This window comes from Streptomyces peucetius (assembly GCF_025854275.1).
Classification (GTDB): Bacteria; Actinomycetota; Actinomycetes; order Streptomycetales; family Streptomycetaceae; genus Streptomyces; species Streptomyces peucetius_A.
Genome location: NZ_CP107567.1, coordinates 1,091,842 through 1,107,685, shown reverse-complemented (window position 1 = coordinate 1,107,685; position 15,844 = coordinate 1,091,842). Strand labels below are relative to the sequence as shown.

Annotated in this window: 7 protein-coding genes; 1 reads left to right on the top strand and 6 read right to left on the bottom strand. The window is 72.0% G+C overall.

All coding sequences use genetic code 11. The features are described from left to right. Positions 1 to 19: 19 nt before the first annotated feature. The 6 genes from OGH68_RS05145 to panD all read right to left on the bottom strand — a co-directional run bounded on the left by OGH68_RS05145 (position 20) and on the right by panD (position 14,576). A complete protein-coding gene (locus OGH68_RS05145) occupies positions 20 to 4,144 on the bottom strand; it encodes an amino acid adenylation domain-containing protein (protein WP_264242122.1) in 4,125 nt (1,374 codons plus the stop codon). Positions 4,145 to 4,167: 23 nt separating this feature from the next. Further along, positions 4,168 to 8,829: a type I polyketide synthase gene (locus tag OGH68_RS05140; protein WP_264242121.1), complete on the bottom strand. Its 4,662-nt coding sequence runs from the start codon at positions 8,827 to 8,829 to the stop codon at positions 4,168 to 4,170. A gap of 63 nt (positions 8,830 to 8,892) precedes the next feature. After that, positions 8,893 to 10,059, bottom strand: a complete 1,167-nt coding sequence (locus tag OGH68_RS05135; RefSeq protein WP_264242120.1) for a threonine synthase — start codon at positions 10,057 to 10,059, stop codon at positions 8,893 to 8,895. Positions 10,060 to 10,166: 107 nt separating this feature from the next. Continuing rightward, complete coding sequence (locus OGH68_RS05130) at positions 10,167 to 11,927, bottom strand: ABC transporter ATP-binding protein (RefSeq protein ID WP_264242119.1); 1,761 nt, start codon at positions 11,925 to 11,927, stop codon at positions 10,167 to 10,169. Next, positions 11,924 to 13,708, bottom strand: coding sequence for an ABC transporter transmembrane domain-containing protein (locus tag OGH68_RS05125; RefSeq protein WP_413470937.1), 1,785 nt, complete (start codon positions 13,706 to 13,708; stop codon positions 11,924 to 11,926). The genes OGH68_RS05130 and OGH68_RS05125 overlap by 4 nt, the downstream gene beginning before the upstream one ends. Positions 13,709 to 14,132: 424 nt before the next feature. Beyond that, a complete protein-coding gene (panD, locus tag OGH68_RS05120; protein WP_264249914.1) occupies positions 14,133 to 14,576 on the bottom strand; it encodes an aspartate 1-decarboxylase in 444 nt (147 codons plus the stop codon). Positions 14,577 to 15,100: 524 nt separating this feature from the next. Between panD and OGH68_RS05115 the strand changes: the two genes are divergently transcribed. Continuing rightward, positions 15,101 to 15,805 carry a thioesterase II family protein gene (locus tag OGH68_RS05115; protein WP_264242118.1) on the top strand — a complete coding sequence of 235 codons (705 nt, stop codon included), beginning with the start codon at positions 15,101 to 15,103 and terminating at the stop codon, positions 15,803 to 15,805. Positions 15,806 to 15,844: the final 39 nt, after the last annotated feature.

Sequence of the window (15,844 nt, the reverse complement as noted above, 5' to 3'; positions counted from 1 at the left end):
GGTGCGAGGGGGTGTCCGCTCACCCCGCCCGGTGGGAGGCCACACCGGACAGCCTGTCCGCGATCCGGGGGCCGATGTCGGCCACGGCCACCGGGCCGGTCATCTCCCCGTGGGTGCAAGGGACGTCCACGGTGTGCACCCGGCCCGTCAGGTAGGGCGACCAGTCTCCGGCGGACGGCGCGTCGCCGCTCCGGCCCACCGCGGCGGTGAAGAGGAGCAGGTCACCGTCGAACACGGCGGGCCGGAAGCCGTGGGCCAGGACGACGTTCCGCCGGAACGTGCCGGCCATGGCCAGGACCTGCCGCTGCTCCAGATCGGCGAGGACACCGCCGGCGGTGCCGGCCGCCTCGGTGAACTCCGCAGGGGTCATCGAAGACCCGGGAGCGTCCGGTACTCCGTATCCCAGGGACACGAGCAGCTCCCGGAGCCCGTCCGAGGAGAGCGCGGCGGGCACGGCACGGTCGCACAGCGGATAGGCGTCCAGCACCGCGAGCAGGGCGACCGTCTCACCGGCCTCCTGCAGGAGCGTGGCCATGGCCTGGGCCACGAGCCCTCCGAACGACCAGCCGCACAGGTGGTACGGGCCGGACGGCTGCACCGAGCGGATCAGGCGCACGTAGCCCGCGGCCACCTCCTCGACGTCGGCGGCCGGCTCCCCGCCGGTGAGCCCCGCGTCCTGCAGGGCGTAGACGGGCCGGTCGTCCCCGACGTGCCGCAGCAGCCCCGAGTAGACCCACCCGACGCCTGCGGCGGGGTGCACGCAGAACAGGGGCGCGGCGGCGCCGGTGGCTCGCAGGGGAAGCAGCACCGCGAACGGGTCCCCGCCCGGATCGCGGCCCAGCAGCGGCGCGAAACGCGCCACCGTAGGAGCCTCGAACAGGCTGCGCACGGTCAGCTCGGTACCGAACACCGCCCGGATCCGGCCCATCAGCCGGATGGCGGCGAGAGAGTGCCCGCCCTGCTGGAAGAAGTCGTCGTGGATGCCCACTGCCCGCACCCCGAGTACCTCGGCGAACAGGCTGCACAGCACCTCCTCGACGGGGTCGCGGGGCGCGGTGAAGGTCTGGGTGGCCCGGGCCCGCGGAGCCGGCAGGGCCGCACGGTCCAGCTTGCCGTTGGGTGTCAGGGGGAGCGCGTCGACGATCACGAACTGCGAGGGCATCATCGGGCCGGGCAGGCTCAGCGCGGCCTCCCGCCGCACGTCCTCGGTGAACAGTCCGGGGTCGGACCAGCCCCCGCCGGGGACCGCGGGCACTCCGTGCGCACCGGCCCCGCCGGAGGACGGAGTTTCCGCCGTGCCGGGCCGGGTCGCGTAGACGGTGACCAGTCCGGTGTCCGCGAGCATGTGCTGCCCGTCGACCGCGACGCGGTACCCCCTGGCCTCCAGGTGCCGCCGGATCCAGTCGACCTGCCCGGGCAGGTCGTGGGCCTCGATGACGAGTTGGCGTACGAGGGGCCAGTGCTCGTCACGCAGCCCGAGCAGGACCTCCCGCTCGCTCTTCTCCGCGTCGATCTTCAGCAGGTCGATCCGGTCGACGCCTGTCTCCTCGATGACGTCGGAGAGCGTCCGCAGGGCACAGGTGACGTCCACGTGCCTGAGCCGTTCGGTCAGCAGACTGTCCAGGTCGGCCTCGCTGCCGGGAGCGGGAGACTCGTCACCGCGACTCTCGTTGCGGACGAACGCCTCCAGTACGCCGCGCTCCTCGGCGAGGTCACCGAACCGCCCCGACATGATCGACAGCTGCGGGTAGTAGGTGAAGGTGGCGCTCCCCGAACTCTCCGCGATGCCGCAGGGGAACAGCCGCGCGTCGACCCCGTGGATCCGTGTGTTGAGATCGAGCAGGCGGAACAGCTGCGGTATGGGCTCGAACGAGTAGATGACGCTGCCCGGGCGCGACCGGGCGACCGAGAGGGAGAACAGGCCGATGTGGGCTCCCACGTCGAAGACGCGGGAGCCTTCCGGCAGGACGATGCCGTGCCGCTGGTACTCGTGGCCCTCGAAGATCTCCCGGTAGAGGAAGTCCGTCTCGGTCGGATTGCTGGCGGCGATCACCATGTCGTTGGGAAGGGTGTGCAGCTCACCGGCGTCGAGGGCCCCCTCGCGCTCCAGCCGGCACAGGTTCCGCAGGGGCGCCGCCGCGACAGGGTCGGGCACGATGTGGGCGACCAGTTGGGTTCCGCCGGAGCCGTCGGCGGCTGGGGTCACCACGGCCTCGGCGACGGCGGGATGCCGCACCAGCACCGCCTCGACCTCACCGGGCTCGATCCGGACACCACCCACCTTGACCTGGTGGTCGGTGCGTCCGGCGTAGTGGACGGCCCCGTCGTCGCGGATGTGGGCGAGGTCCCCGGTGCGGTACATGCGGGTGCCGGGAGGGCCGAAGGGGTCGGGAAGGAAGCGCTCGGCCGTCAGCCCGGGCCTCCGCACGTACCCCGTCGCCAGCTGGACGCCCGCGAGGTAGAGCTCTCCCATGACGCCGGGGCCGACCGGACGGAGATCTGCGTCCAGGACGTACAGCTGGGTGTTCCACACGGGCCGGCCGATCGGAACCGGACCCGGCCGGTCGTCCGGCTGGCACCGCCAGTAGGACACGTCCACGGCGGCCTCGGTGGGCCCGTAGAGGTTGTGCAGCTCCGCGTCGAGCACCTCGAAGAACCGGTCCCGCAGCTCGCCCGACAGCGCCTCACCGCTCGCGAACACCCGGCGCACGGTGGTGCACAGGCGCGCGGTCGGCTCGTCGGTGAAGAGGCGCAGCATGGACGGCACGAAATGGAGGGTGGTGATCCGCTGTGCCCGGATCACCTCCGTGAGGTAGGCGGGGTCGCGGTGTCCGTCCGGGGCGGCCACCACGAGGCACGCCCCGACGCACAACGGCCAGAAGAACTCCCACACCGACACGTCGAAGCCCGCGGGGGTCTTCTGCAGCACGCGGTCGTCGTCGCCGAGGGAGTACTCGGCCTGCATCCAGCGGAGGCGGTTCACGATCGCGGCATGGGACACCGCGACGCCCTTGGGACGCCCCGTGGATCCCGAGGTGTAGATCACGTAGGCCGTGTTCAGCGGGTGCGGGGCCGGGAGCGGCCGGCCCGCGGGGTCCGCCGGGCCCGGCTCGGCCGCCCGTCCGACATCCTCGGCGGTCAGCACCAGCAGCGCCCCGGCATCCTCGGCCATGTGCCGGCTCCGCTCGTCCGGGCCGTCCGGATCGAGCGGCAGGTACGCGGCCCCGGCCTTGTGCACGGCGTACAGCGCGACGACGAGCTCGACCGAACGCGGTACGCGCACCGCGACGACCGTCTCGGGGCCCGCACCCTTCGCCACGAGCGACACCGCCAGCCGGTGTGCCCTCTCGTCGAGCTCGGCATAGGTCAGCGAGACTCCGTCGGCGATGAGCGCGACGGCCTCGGGAGTCCTGGCCACCTGGGCCGAGAACAGGTCCGGCAGGGTCTCTGCCGTCATGCCGTGAGCTGACTTGTCGCCCATGACGTCACTTCCCCACACTGTTGGACTGATGCCGGATGGGTCCTCCGCCTGCCTCACCGGCAGCTCGTAAACCCGGCGGATACTGGTGCCGAGCCGGCCGATGTCCGCTCCGTAGACGTGGAGGGAGACGGTCCGGCCGGCGGCCGTGCTGCGGACGTCGTGGATGTCGCCCGGCGGAGCGAGGGCCGCGACGGCACCGACCTCGCTCGTGGTGGTGTCCACGGCGAGGAGATGCCGCTGCTCCGGACTGCCGGAGAGGCGGTAGACGGTCTCCTCCTCGGCACCCTCGTGGATCCCGACGACGCACCAGCAGACGTGATCGTGTACCGGCGTGCACTGACCCGCCAGCCAGACGAGGGCGACGACGGAGAAGGAGCCGTCCGCCTCGACGTGCAGGACGTGCTGCTTGTATCCGCCCCGGTCGGCCTCTTGCTGGGCGGGCGTCAGGAGGTCGGCCCGCCCGAGGTGCGGGGCGAGCGCCGCGGCCACGTCCCGGCCGGCCTCCTCGGCGGAAGCCTCCGGCCGGGCGCGCAGCGCGGCCCGGACCTCCTCGACGAGCCGGGTCAGGCGCGGGGTGCGGGGCTGGGAGGGCGGGTACTGTGCCCCCGTGCCCGCGGACGCCGTGCCGGGCATGTCCAGGTCAGCACCCTGAACCGCGTTCACCTGCACTGCTGTCTCCTTTCGCTTCACTGCTGACGGCGGCTGCGGGAGCGGGCCATGCGGTTCTGCTGCTGCTGACGCCGTGAGCCGGCACGGTTGCGCACCTCCTCGAGCGAGTTCCTGACGTCCTCGGCGGGGACGGTGCCGCCTCCGTCCACCAGCGCCGCCAGGCGGGCGATCGTCAGGGACTCGTAGAGCTGGGCGACCGTCAGCGACGTGCCGAGCGACCTGTTGACGGTGGAGATGAGCTGAATGGCGACCAGGGAGCTTCCGCCGAGGTCGAAGAAGCTGTCGTCGACGCCGACCTGCTCGATGCCCAGCAGTTCCTGCCACATCGCGCAGAGGCGGCGCTGGACCGTGCCGTGCGGGGCCGTGTAGGCGCTGGGCACCTCGGGGCGCGGGTGCACGGTCCGGGGCGCGTCCAGGCCGCTCAGCCTCTCGTCGGCCTCCTGGTCCTGGCCGCGCAGGGTGAAGGCGTTCTCGACCAGGTGGCGCGCATCGACGGGGGTGACGATCAGCTGGGGCTCGTACGAGCCCGACAGACCGCGCTCCAGTGCCTCGATCGCGTCGGCGGGAGCCATGCCGCGCTTGGCCAGGTCCTTGCCCCGGGCCTGCGCCAGCCCGTTGCCCGGATCCGCCGCGACGGCCATGCCGACCTCCTGCCACGGACCCCAGTCCACGGTGAGTACGCGGGGCGAGGCTCCCGCGCCCGACGCGCGGGAGTGGGCGTAGGCATCGAGGAAGCAGTTGGCGGCCACGTAGTCCACGAGCCCGAAGTCGCCCACGTTGGCGGAGTTGGAACCGAAGAGCACCATGAAGCCGGGCTTCACCGGGGCGAGGGCCCGTTCGAGAGCGAGCGTTCCACCGACCTTCGGGGCCATGACGCCGGCGGCCTCCTCCAGGGTCTTGAGCTGCGCGAGCCCGCCGCCGACGACCCCTGCGGCGTGGAACACACCGTCGATCCGCCCCCAGGCGGCCGTGACCTGGGACACCGCCGCCTCCGTCTGCGCGGGATCGCGGACGTCCGCCGCGATCACCCGGACCTCGGCGCCCTGTTCCCTGATCTCCCGCAGCTTCTGGATGGTCCCGGTCGGAGCGGGCCCCCCGGCCCGTTCGCCTGTCCGCTCCGCCCCGTCCTCCGCGGGGACGGGAGTGCGCGTCAGCAGGGCCAGCTTGCGGCCCGGCCTGGACAGATGGGCCGCGAGCGCCAGTCCGAGCCCTCCGGTGCCGCCCGTGATCAGGTAGACGCCGTCCTCGCGCAGGGCCGAGGTCCCCTCCGCCGTGGGAGGGAGCGGGGCGGGCGCGAAGGTCTGGGACCAGCGGTGCGGCCCTCGGTGTGCCACCGCGGCGTGTGCCGGGGGTACGGCGAACTCGGCGACCAGCCGGGCGGCGTGCGCGTCGGGGGACGAGCCGTCCAGGACGATGTCGACGCTGCGACAGGCCAGCCCGGGGTGCTCCCGCGGGAGGACCCGGCAGGGCCCGAGCACGGTGGCCTTGAGCGGCATGAGCGGCTCGGACCCGATCACGTCGTGGATCCCGTTGCTCACCACCCACACGGAGCGCTCGGCCCCGTCGGCCAGACCGTTGAGGGCCTGCGAGAGCAACAACAGGCTGTTGAACCCCAGCCACAGCGAAGCGGTGTCCTCCTGGAGCGCCTCCTGCGGTGCGGGGCCGTCGGTGACGCCCCAGCAGTGGGCGACGAACGCGGGTACGGGGCCGTTCTCGGCAAGGCCCCGGACCAGACGGCCGTAGTGCGACGCGTCGCGCGGGTCGATCGTGAACCCGCCACCGTCCCGCCGGTCCCACGCCGGTCCCGCCGCCACCGTCGTGACCAGGGCACCGGCAGCCCGCAGACGGGTCGCCACTGCCTCGCCGACCCCGACGGCATCGGTGAACACCAGCCAGCGTTCGCCGCCGCGGTCGGGCCGCGCGGGCGGCAGGGCGGTGCGCTCCCACGAGGGGATCTGGAACCAGTCCGTGACATCGGGCCGTCGTCGCGCGGATCCGCGCTCCGCGCTGGGGCCCGTGCGCCGCTCCAACCAGTACCGCTGCCGCTGGAACGGGTACGTGGGCAGGCCGACACGCCGGCGCGGTTCGTGCCCGTGGACGCCGGCCCAGTCCGGCTCGCAGCCGTTCAGCCACAGTTGGCCGAGCGCGCGCTGCGCGGCCTCCACCGGGTGCCGCCCGTCCCGCCGGTGGGGCAGCGTGGCGGTGACCAGGCGTGCGGAAGAACCGGTGAGGACACGTCGTGCCAGGCTGCTGAGCGTGGTCCCGGGACCGATCTCCAGGAACACCAGGTCCGGATCGGCCGCCAGGGTGCGCACCCCGGTGGCGAACTCGACCGGGCTCAGGATCTGCCGGCCCCAGTACCGCGGGTCCTGTGCCTGCTCGGCGGTGATCCAGGTACCCGTCACGTTCGACACGAAGCGCACCGAGGGCCCCCGGCGGGGGACCGCCGCGACGGCCGCCGTGAACTCCTCGACCATCGGCGCCATGAGGGCCGAGTGGAAGGCGTGCGACGTCGCCACCGGGTGAGTGGGGATCCCGAGGGCCGCGAGCCGCCCGGCCAAGGCCGCCACATCGGCCTCCGGCCCGGCCACCACGCAGTCCTTCGGGCCGTTGTGGGCGGCGAGCGAGAGGCCCTCCGGCAGCAGGGCCAGGACGGAGTCGCGGTCCGCCACCACGTTCAGCATGGAACCCCGCTGCCGGCGCTGCATCAGCGCTCCGCGGAGGACCACCAGACGCAGTGCGTCCGGCAGGGTGAACACCCCGGCCAGGCAGGCCGCGACGAGTTCGCCGAGGCTGTGCCCGAGCAGTGCCGCGGGCTTCACGCCCCACGACTCCCACATGCGGGCGAGCGCGTACTCCAGGACGAACAGCGCGGGCTGCGCGGCTTCCGTCTGGGTCAGCGCGGCGGCCGCCTCCGCCGACTCCCGGTCACCGAGGAGGTGGTCGCGTACCGTCGTGCCGGTCCCGCTCCCGGCCAGGGCTCGGGTACAGGCGTCCACGGCCTGACGGAACACCGGCTCCTGCGCATACAGCTCGGCCGCCATGCCCGGGTACTGACCCCCCTGACCGCTCAGCAGGAACGCGACGCCCGGCCGGCCGCCCTCGTGGTGGCCGTCGACGACGCGTGCGGGATCGGCGGCCGCCAGGGCGTCCGCCACAGCCGGACCGTCCGGGCCCGTGACGATGCGGCGCACCGGAAAGACGTGCCGCCCCACCGCCGCGGTGTAGGCGGCGTCCTGCAGGGGCGTCCCACCGCTGCGGAGGACCCCCGCCACACGTTCACTCAGCTCGTCCAGCGCCTCCTTGCTGCGGGCGGAGAGCACCAGCAGCTGCGAGGAGCGGGCCGACTCCCCGGCTCCGGGAGCGGCCGGCGCCTCCTCCAGCACGACGTGGGCGTTGCTGCCGCCGAAGCCGAAGGCGCTCACCCCGGCCAGCCGGGGGCGCCGCGAGCGGGGCCAGGGGGCGCGCTCGCGCTGGACGACGAACGGGCCGGCCGCGAAGTCGATGGCGGGATTGGGAGAGCCGAAGTGCAGGGTGGGCGGCAGCGTCTCGTGCCACAGGGACAGCACCGTCTTGAGTAGACCGGCGATGCCCGCTGCCGCGTCCAGGTGACCGATGTTCGACTTGAGGGAGCCCAGGGCCACGGTGCCGGGCAGCACCCCCTCGTACACCTGGGTCAGGGCGCGGATCTCGATCGGATCGCCCATGACCGTGCCCGTACCGTGTGCCTCGACATAGCCGATGGCCGACGCCGGGGCGCCCGCGTCACGCAGGGCGGCGCGGATGACCTCCGCCTGGCCGGTCACCGCCGGCGCCGTGAAGCCCACCTTGACCGCGCCGTCGTTGTTGACGGCGGAACCCTTGATGACCGCGTACACGGTGTCGCCCGCGTCCAGCGCGTCGCCGAGGCGCTTGAGCGTGATCACCCCCGCCCCGCTGCCGAACAGCGTTCCCGCAGCCCGGGAGTCGAACGGCCTGCAGTGACCGTCGGGAGAGAGGAAGGACCCCTCCTGGTGCAGGTAGCCCTGGCTGTGTTCCGCGTTGATGAACACCCCGCCGGACAGGGCCATGTCGCATTCCCCCTCGCGCAGCGAGCGGCAGGCGAGGTGGACGGCCACGAGCGAGGTCGAACACGCGGAGCGCAGCGAGACGCTGGGGCCGCGCAGATCGAGCTTGTACGAGACGCGGGAGGCCAGGAAACCCAGTTCGTTGCCGAGGAGGACCTGCGTTCCGCCGGTGCTGTCGACGACCTCGGGGTTCGAGTAGATGTTGGCGAGGTAGTTGTTGGTGCCGGCTCCGCCGAACACGCCGACGCGTCCGTTCACCTGGGCGGGTGTGTAGCCGGAGTGCTCCAGGGCCTCCCAGGCGGTCTCCAGGAACACGCGGTGCTGCGGATCCATCGTCTCCGCCTCGCGTGCGGTGTAACCGAAGAACCCCGCGTCGAACGCCGTGACGTCGTCGAGACAGGCACCGGCGGGCACGAAGTTCGGCTGGGCGATGGTCTCGCGCGACGCACCGGCCGCGATCAGCTGCTCCTCGGTGAAGAACGAGACGGACTCCACGCCGTCGCGGACGTTCGCCCAGAACTCGTCCAGGTCGCGGGCACCGGGGAAGCGCCCGGCCATTCCGACGATCGCGATGTCACGGTCTGCGTGCTGCCCGAACTCGTGGTCTGCCACTGTTTCTCCGTCATCAGAACAAGACAAGAAGGGGACCTGCCGTCGCCGCCGAGGCGGGAGGGATCAGGAGGGTTCGACCATCCGGCTGCGCCCGGTCAGGTTGAGGAGGACCGTCTGGTCCGGCCGGATCCGGCCCGCCGCCGCCTCGTCGCGCACCGCCGCGACGGTGGCCGCCGAGGCGTAGCAGACGTCGATCTCCTCGAGTTCCGCGAGCATGCGCTGCGCCTCGACGAGCTCTTCGCGGGAGGCCCGGACGATCGACCCCCCGGTCCGCGTGGCGATGGCGTGCAGGTATGGGTAGTAGGGCGAGCCGTCACCGAGGAGGATGGCCGTCGCCAGTCCCGACGGCTGGTCGATCACGTCGTCCGCGGTGAGCTCCGTCCGGCCCTCCGCCCAGGCGTCGGCCGCCGGCGCGCAGGACTGCTCCTGAACCATGAGGAACCGTGGCATCCGGTCGAGTTCGCCGAGGGCCAGGTACTCGCGCATCCCCTTGTGCGCGGCGAGCATGCCCATACCGCTGCTGACGGCCTGCACCACGACGTCAGGGGTACGGTCCATCGTGTCCAGGGCCTCCAGGTAGGCCAGCTTGAGACCCTCCCGCCGGGCCCAGTTGAAGAACCCGGCGTCCAGGTGGAGCCCGCGCGCGGCGGCGAACCGGCGGGCCTCGGCGGACGCCTCCACATAGCTTCCCGCGACCACGGTCAGTGAGGTCCGCTCGTCCTGCGCCACGGAATGGTTGCGGACGAAGTCCTCGCCGCAGAAGAAGGTCCCGCGCATCGCGGGATCCATCTGTACCGCCCGCGCGAGGGCGGTCGAGCTGTTCCCCGTGCTCGACGCGACGAATTCCTTGACCCCGAACTGACGCAGCACGGCCGGCACCAGCGAGGCGAGACGGTCCTTGGTGGTACGGGTCGGCTGCTGGGACTCGTCCTTGACCCACAGGTCCGGGACCCCGATGGCCGCGCCCAGCCGTGGCGCCGGCCGGCAGGGCGTCCGCTTGGTCACGCCGCTGTCGAGGAAGTCCCGCGCCGTCAGCGGCAGGAGGTCGAAGTAGACCTGCTCCGGATCCGCGTGGTCGTACCGGGTCAGCCGGTCCAGCGCGTACCGGGGCTCCAACGCGCCCGAGCAGCTCGGACATCGGTACACGAGGGCGGGCGGGAACACGCTCTCGCAGAGCAGGCAGACCAGGTCGAACTTCTCGGCCGCTTCGACGTGCTTCGTGGCAACCATGGAGGTGCGGGGTCCCTTCGGAGGGGTGCAGCGGGGCACAAAGGAGGCAGGGAAACGAGAACGCCCCCCGGTCCTGGCCGGGAGGCGTTCTCGTGGACGGGAGCGGCTCAGCCTTCGCCGTTCCAGGAGCGCCAGAGGGCGGCGTAGGGCCCGTTTGCGGCGGTGAGCTCGTCGTGCGTACCGAGCTCGACGATGCGGCCCGCCTCCATGACCGCGACGCGGTCGGCGTCATGGGCGGTCTGCAGGCGGTGTGCGATGGCGATGACGGTGCGGTCCGAGCGGACGGCGGCCATGGCCCGCTCGGCCTGACGGGCGGTCGTGGGATCCAGCAGGGCCGTCGCCTCGTCGAGGATCAGCGTGTGCGGATCCGCGAGCTGGACCCGGGCGAGCGTGAGCTGCTGGGCCTGGGAGGCTTCCAGTTCGACCCCGCCCGCGCCCAGCACGGTGTCGAGCCCGTCGGGGAGGTCCCGTACCCAGTCGGCCTCCATCATGGCGAGCGCCGCGAGGACGGCGTCGTCGTCGGCGTCCGGGGCCGCCATCGTCATGTTGTCCCGGAGGGTGCCGATGAACACGTGGTGTTCCTGAGTGATCAGGACGATACGGGTACCCAGCTCGCCGGATGCGGCCAGGTCGGCGACCTTCACACCGCCGACCAGCACGTCACCGGCGTCTGGCAGGTCCACCCCGGACAGCAGCCTGCCGAGGGTGGACTTGCCGGCTCCCGAAGGACCGACCACCGCCAGCCGCTCGCCCGGTCGTACCTGCAGGCCGACATCGCTCAGCACGTCCTGCGCGCCGGTGTAGGAGTAGCGGACCCCGCTGACCGTGATGCGGTCGTCCTCGGGCTTCCGGACCTCGGACCGCGGCTGCTCCGCCACCAGGCCGACGCCCTTGATCCGGGCGAACGACGCACCGCTGCGCTGGAGCTGCTCGACCCAGGCGAGCGCACGGTCGAGGGGGTCGACCAACTGCCACATGTACAGGCTGCCGGACACGACCGCGCCCAGGGTCAGCGTCCCGTTCAGGTAGCTGAGGCCGCCCACCAGGAGGATGAGCGCCATGGGCAGGGAGTGGGCGAACTCGGTGACGGGGAACAGCACGGTCCGCAGCCGCAGGGTGCGCACGCCCGCGGCGTACGTCGTGTCGACGGCCTTGTCGATCGTGCCGTTCTGCCTGCGGCGCAGCCCGAACGCCTCGACGGTCCGGGCACCGTGGGCGGTGGAGTTCAGGGCTTCGGCCACGCCACCCGCGGCCGCTCCCTCGGCGAGGTAGGCGTCCCGCGCACGGGCGAGGTACCAGCGGCTGACCCACCACACCATGGGCAGGCCGACGAGCGAGCAGAGCCCCACGAGGGGGTCGAGGAGGAACACGGCCACGAAGATGAACAGCACTTGGACGCCGGCGATGAACACATCGGGCGCCGCGTTGCGCAGCGTGGCGGCCACCGTGCCGACGTCCAGCGAGGAGCGCGTCACCAGGTCGCCGGTGCTGACCCGGTCGACGACACGCGCCGGGAGCGCGAGCGCGCCGTCGATGACTTCCTCGCGGAGCCGGGCGAGCGCGCGCTCGCCGAAGCGGTGCGAGAAGTAGCGTGCGTAGCGGATCAGGACCAGTTGCGCCAGGGCGAAGGCGAGGACGGCGGCCGCTATTCCGTCCACCTGCGAGACGGTCATGTCCCCGGCCTCGATCCGGGTGACGATCCGGCCCAGCAGCCAGGGGCCGGCCAGTCCCGCGAGAGAGGCGAGGCAGGTCAGGACGAGAATCCCCGCCATGGACCGCCCGTCGTCCTTCAAGAGCCGCCAGCTGGCCCGGCGTACCGTCGCGGCATCGGCGATCGGGAGGGTCCTAGCCTCGTCGGTACGGCTCATCGGGAGTCTCCTTCTCGGGCGTGCGCCGCACTGGCCGCGGGGACGCCCTCGCTGTCACCGCGGAACACGAGCGCCGCGTATCCGGGCTGGGTGGCGAGCAGTTCGCCGTGACTGCCGGTGGCCGCCACCTTGCCATCCACCAGGTGGACGACCTCGTCCGCATGTCCGAGCAGGAGTGGGGACGTGCCGACGACGAGGGTGGTGCGCCCCTGGCGGAACGCGCCGACCCGGGTCGCGACCGTGGCCTCGGTGTGCGCGTCCAGGGCCGACGTGGGCTCGACGAGCACCAGTACCTCGGGATCGGCGAGCAGCGCCCGCACCAGACGGAGCCGCTGACGCTGTCCGCCCGAGACGTTGCGGCCCTGACTGTCCAGAGGGGAGTCGAGGCCGTCGGGCATCGACGCCACGACGTCCTGCGCCACGGCGGCGTGCAGCGCACGCTCGATCTCCTCGGGGGAGTGGTCGTCGTGAACGGACAGAGCGGACCGCAGCGGTCCGCCGAAGAGGTAGGAGTCGTTGTCGGACACAAGGAGCTGGCTCCGCAGCGAGGCGAGCTCGATGTCGGACAGCCTTGAGCTGCCCCAAGTGGCGTCGGATTCCTGGTAGCCCGCCAGCCGGTCGACCACGGCCCGCGCCTGGTCGGGCCGGGCGCTGACGAGGGCGGTCAGCCGCCCGGGCCGCAGGGTCAGCCCGGACGCCGGGTCGTGCAGCGGGGCGGGTCCGGTGGGCGCGGCCACTCGGGCGCCGTGCCGGTCGGAATCCGGCGCGAGCGCCAGGATGTCGACCACGCGCCGGGCGGACACGAGACCGCGGGGGAGGTCGTCCGCACCCTCGATGAAGAAGGAGACCGGGACCAGGAGCGCCGCCACGTACCCGTACACGGCCACCAGCTCACCGACCGTGACCGAACCGTCGGCCGCCATGCGTGCGCCGAGCCATGTCACCAGGGCCAGGAAGAGGAGCGGCAGACAGGCACCGAGCGCCTGTACCCAGCTCGTGAGCGCGGCCACCCGGTACCCCAACGGGACCAGGGCCTGCGAGCGTTCGCGGTAGCGCCGTGCGAAGAGCGGCTTGCCGCCCATGCCGTTCAGCACGCCCAGCCCGGTCACCATGTCACCGGCGAGGGCGGTCAGTACGCCCTGCTGTTCCCGGTAGTCGCCCTCGGCCCCGTGCAGCCGTTCCAGGAGGGGGCCGACGGTCACCGCGAGAAGCGGGACGCCGAGCAGGACGACGACCGCCAGCACGGCTGAGATGTTGAACAGGAGGACGGCGGTGGCGATGTAGGCGACGGCCGCGCCGACCCCTGGGCCCGTGATGGTCAGGGTCTGCGCGATCCGGCTGATGTCGCCGGCCTGCAGATGGGTCAGCTCGCCCGCCGAGACATGGCGCGGCAGGGTGGAGCCGAGACGCGTGACATGCCGGGTGATGACCTGCACGGTCCGGTAGGCCGCGTCGACCCGTATGAAGGTCATGGTGCGGTGGCGCAGGATTCCGAGGACCGCGATGGCCGCCCCGGCCACGAGGACCGCCGCAACCCAGCCGGCCAGCGCGCCGGTGTCCCGCGCCCGCAGCCCCTCGTCGATCGTCCTGGACATGAGGTAGGGGGGCAGCATCAGGGCGCACATCCAGGTGCTGCCCCACAGGGAGCCGAGCAGGACCCGTTTGCGCTGCCGCACCGTCAGCCACCACAGGTAGCGCAGCGGGCTGCGGTGATCGGGTTCCCCGGGATCGCTGTAGGGAACCCGGTGCGCACCACCGGGCAGGTCTGGTCCGTCGGTCATCTCGGTCGTCCTTTGTGTTGGTTCAGATCGGCCGATACCGCTGTGTCGGCACGGGCCACGGGAGCGAATCTGTCCGGGAGCGGCGGTCCGGCCCAGCTGCGGCGAGGACGGAGACCGGCAGGTGCCGGCAAATAGGCGGCAGGGGACATGAAGACGTCACCGCCGGCCCCGTCGTCCCTCGCGATGAGGACGACGGGGCCGGCGGTGACGGAGGAGGGGCGCGGGCGATGCCCGGCGGAAGGAGGCCGGCCCGACAGGGCTGATCACGCACGGCCCCGGATCGCTGGAGAGCGGTCTGACGGAGCCGAGTTCCTGCGCTGCGCACAATGCGCCAGCATGCGATCCATATTCTTAGTGTGACCCGGGCTTGTCAACGCCTGATTCCCGGTGAGCGGCCGAAGGGTGCTGCGCGGGCGCTTGCGGCTCAGTGGGCGCCGCGGGTCCCGGTCGAGGCGGGGGCGACCACGTCGCCCCGCTCGAGCCCGCTCCCCTCGGGCGCCTCCGCGGGATCCTGTCCGGTCAGGGACACCCGGTTGTGCTCGTCGACGAAGACGACCCGCGGCTTGAGCCCACGGGCCTCCTCGTCGGGCACCTGGGCGTAGGCGATGATGATGACGAGGTCTCCCGGGCTGATGAGCCGTGCCGCGGCACCGTTAATGCCCACGATCCCGGAGTCCCGGGGTCCTTCGATGACATAAGTGGACAAGCGGGCGCCGTTGTTGATGTCGACGATGTCGACCTTTTCGCCCGGCAGCAGATCGGCCTCCTCCATCAGATCGGCGCTGATGGTTAGGGACCCCACGTAGTGGAGGTCGGCCTGGGTGACGGTCGCCCGGTGGATCTTGGACTTCATCATGGTGCGGTACATGCTGGTCAACCCTCGAATCATGACTGGGATGAACGGGCCGTCGCGCTCGACTGCGACGGCCTCGACTGCGACGGCGTGGAAGACGCGGCGAGCCCCCTCGCGGGAAGTCGCGGGACGGGCCGCTGGGTGGAATGGTGTCCCCCTGGCCAGGTGGAGTCCTGCCCGCGGATTCCCGGGTCGGCGTGCGACTCGGGACCGGGGTTCGGCAAAGGGCAGGAAGGCACAGTGGACGGCGGTTGGCCCACGGGAGCCGACTATAACCGGCGGTGTGACGGTGCCCGCCCGGCCGCAGCCGCCTGATCGGCACGAACCCCTTGACAGGGCCGCGGGCGGCCTAAGAATATGCACGTCAAAGTGGCCCTGCTGTGCCGTCGTTCAGTGGCGCGGTGTAGGCGGCCCGCGGAGCCTGCCGCCTCCGCACTGCTTCAATCCTCCTGTTGCGGCCACGGTCGTCCCCAACTCCCGGTCTCCGGCGGGGATTCTCACAGGTGCCGGAAACTCTCCGAAGATCAGAAAGTATCTCTGTGTCCAAGTTGTCTCTTGTCTGCGTCCCCTTCGCGGGCGCCGGTGCCTCCTACTACCGTTCGTGGCGCTCTCACGCGGCTCCCGACATCGAGTTGGTGCCGGTACAACTCCCTGGGCGTGAGCGGCTGATCGAGCAGGAGCCGGTGCGGAGCATCCGCGAGGCGGTAGCCACCGTCCTGCCCCGTCTGCTGTCGAGCGTCGAAGGAACCCGGGTGGCGCTCTTCGGACACAGCAGCGGCGGCGTCCTGGCCCTGGCGCTGGCCCAGGAGCTTGCGACGCGCACCGACGTCGAGGTGGTCCGGCTCTTCGTGAGCGGAGCGCCGGGGCCCGGCCTGCGCCGGGCCCGGCACGCGACGGGCCTGCCGGACGAGGCGTTCATAGAGCGCGTCGAGGAGTTCGCGGGATACCGCCATCCGGCTCTGGACAACCCCGAGATGCGGGAGCTGATCCTGCCCGCGCTCCGCGCCGATGTGGAGATGTACGAGGGATTCCTCCACGATCCGGCCGTCGAGCTCCCCGTGCCGATCACGTCGCTGCGCGGCCAGGACGACGACAACGTGACCCTCGCCGAGGCGCAGGACTGGCGGAACGTCACCAGCTGCGGCTTCGAGTTCGTGGAGATGGAGGGCGGACATATGTACCTGAACCAGTCGGCGTCCGAGGTGCTGCGCGTCGTCCGGCAGGCCACCGCCATCGCGGCCTGAAGCCCCGGCCTCCGGCGTCCGCGCGTGAAGCAGCGTGGA

Bases quoted from the DNA above. Each gene is read 5' to 3' on its own strand.
- OGH68_RS05135 (WP_264242120.1), bottom strand. From the start codon at position 10,059: ATGGTTGCCACGAAGCACGTCGAAGCGGCCGAGAAGTTCGACCTGGTC.
- OGH68_RS05130 (WP_264242119.1), bottom strand. From the start codon at position 11,927: ATGAGCCGTACCGACGAGGCTAGGACCCTCCCGATCGCCGATGCCGCG.
- OGH68_RS05125 (WP_413470937.1), bottom strand. From the start codon at position 13,708: ATGACCGACGGACCAGACCTGCCCGGTGGTGCGCACCGGGTTCCCTAC.
- panD (WP_264249914.1), bottom strand. From the start codon at position 14,576: ATGTACCGCACCATGATGAAGTCCAAGATCCACCGGGCGACCGTCACC.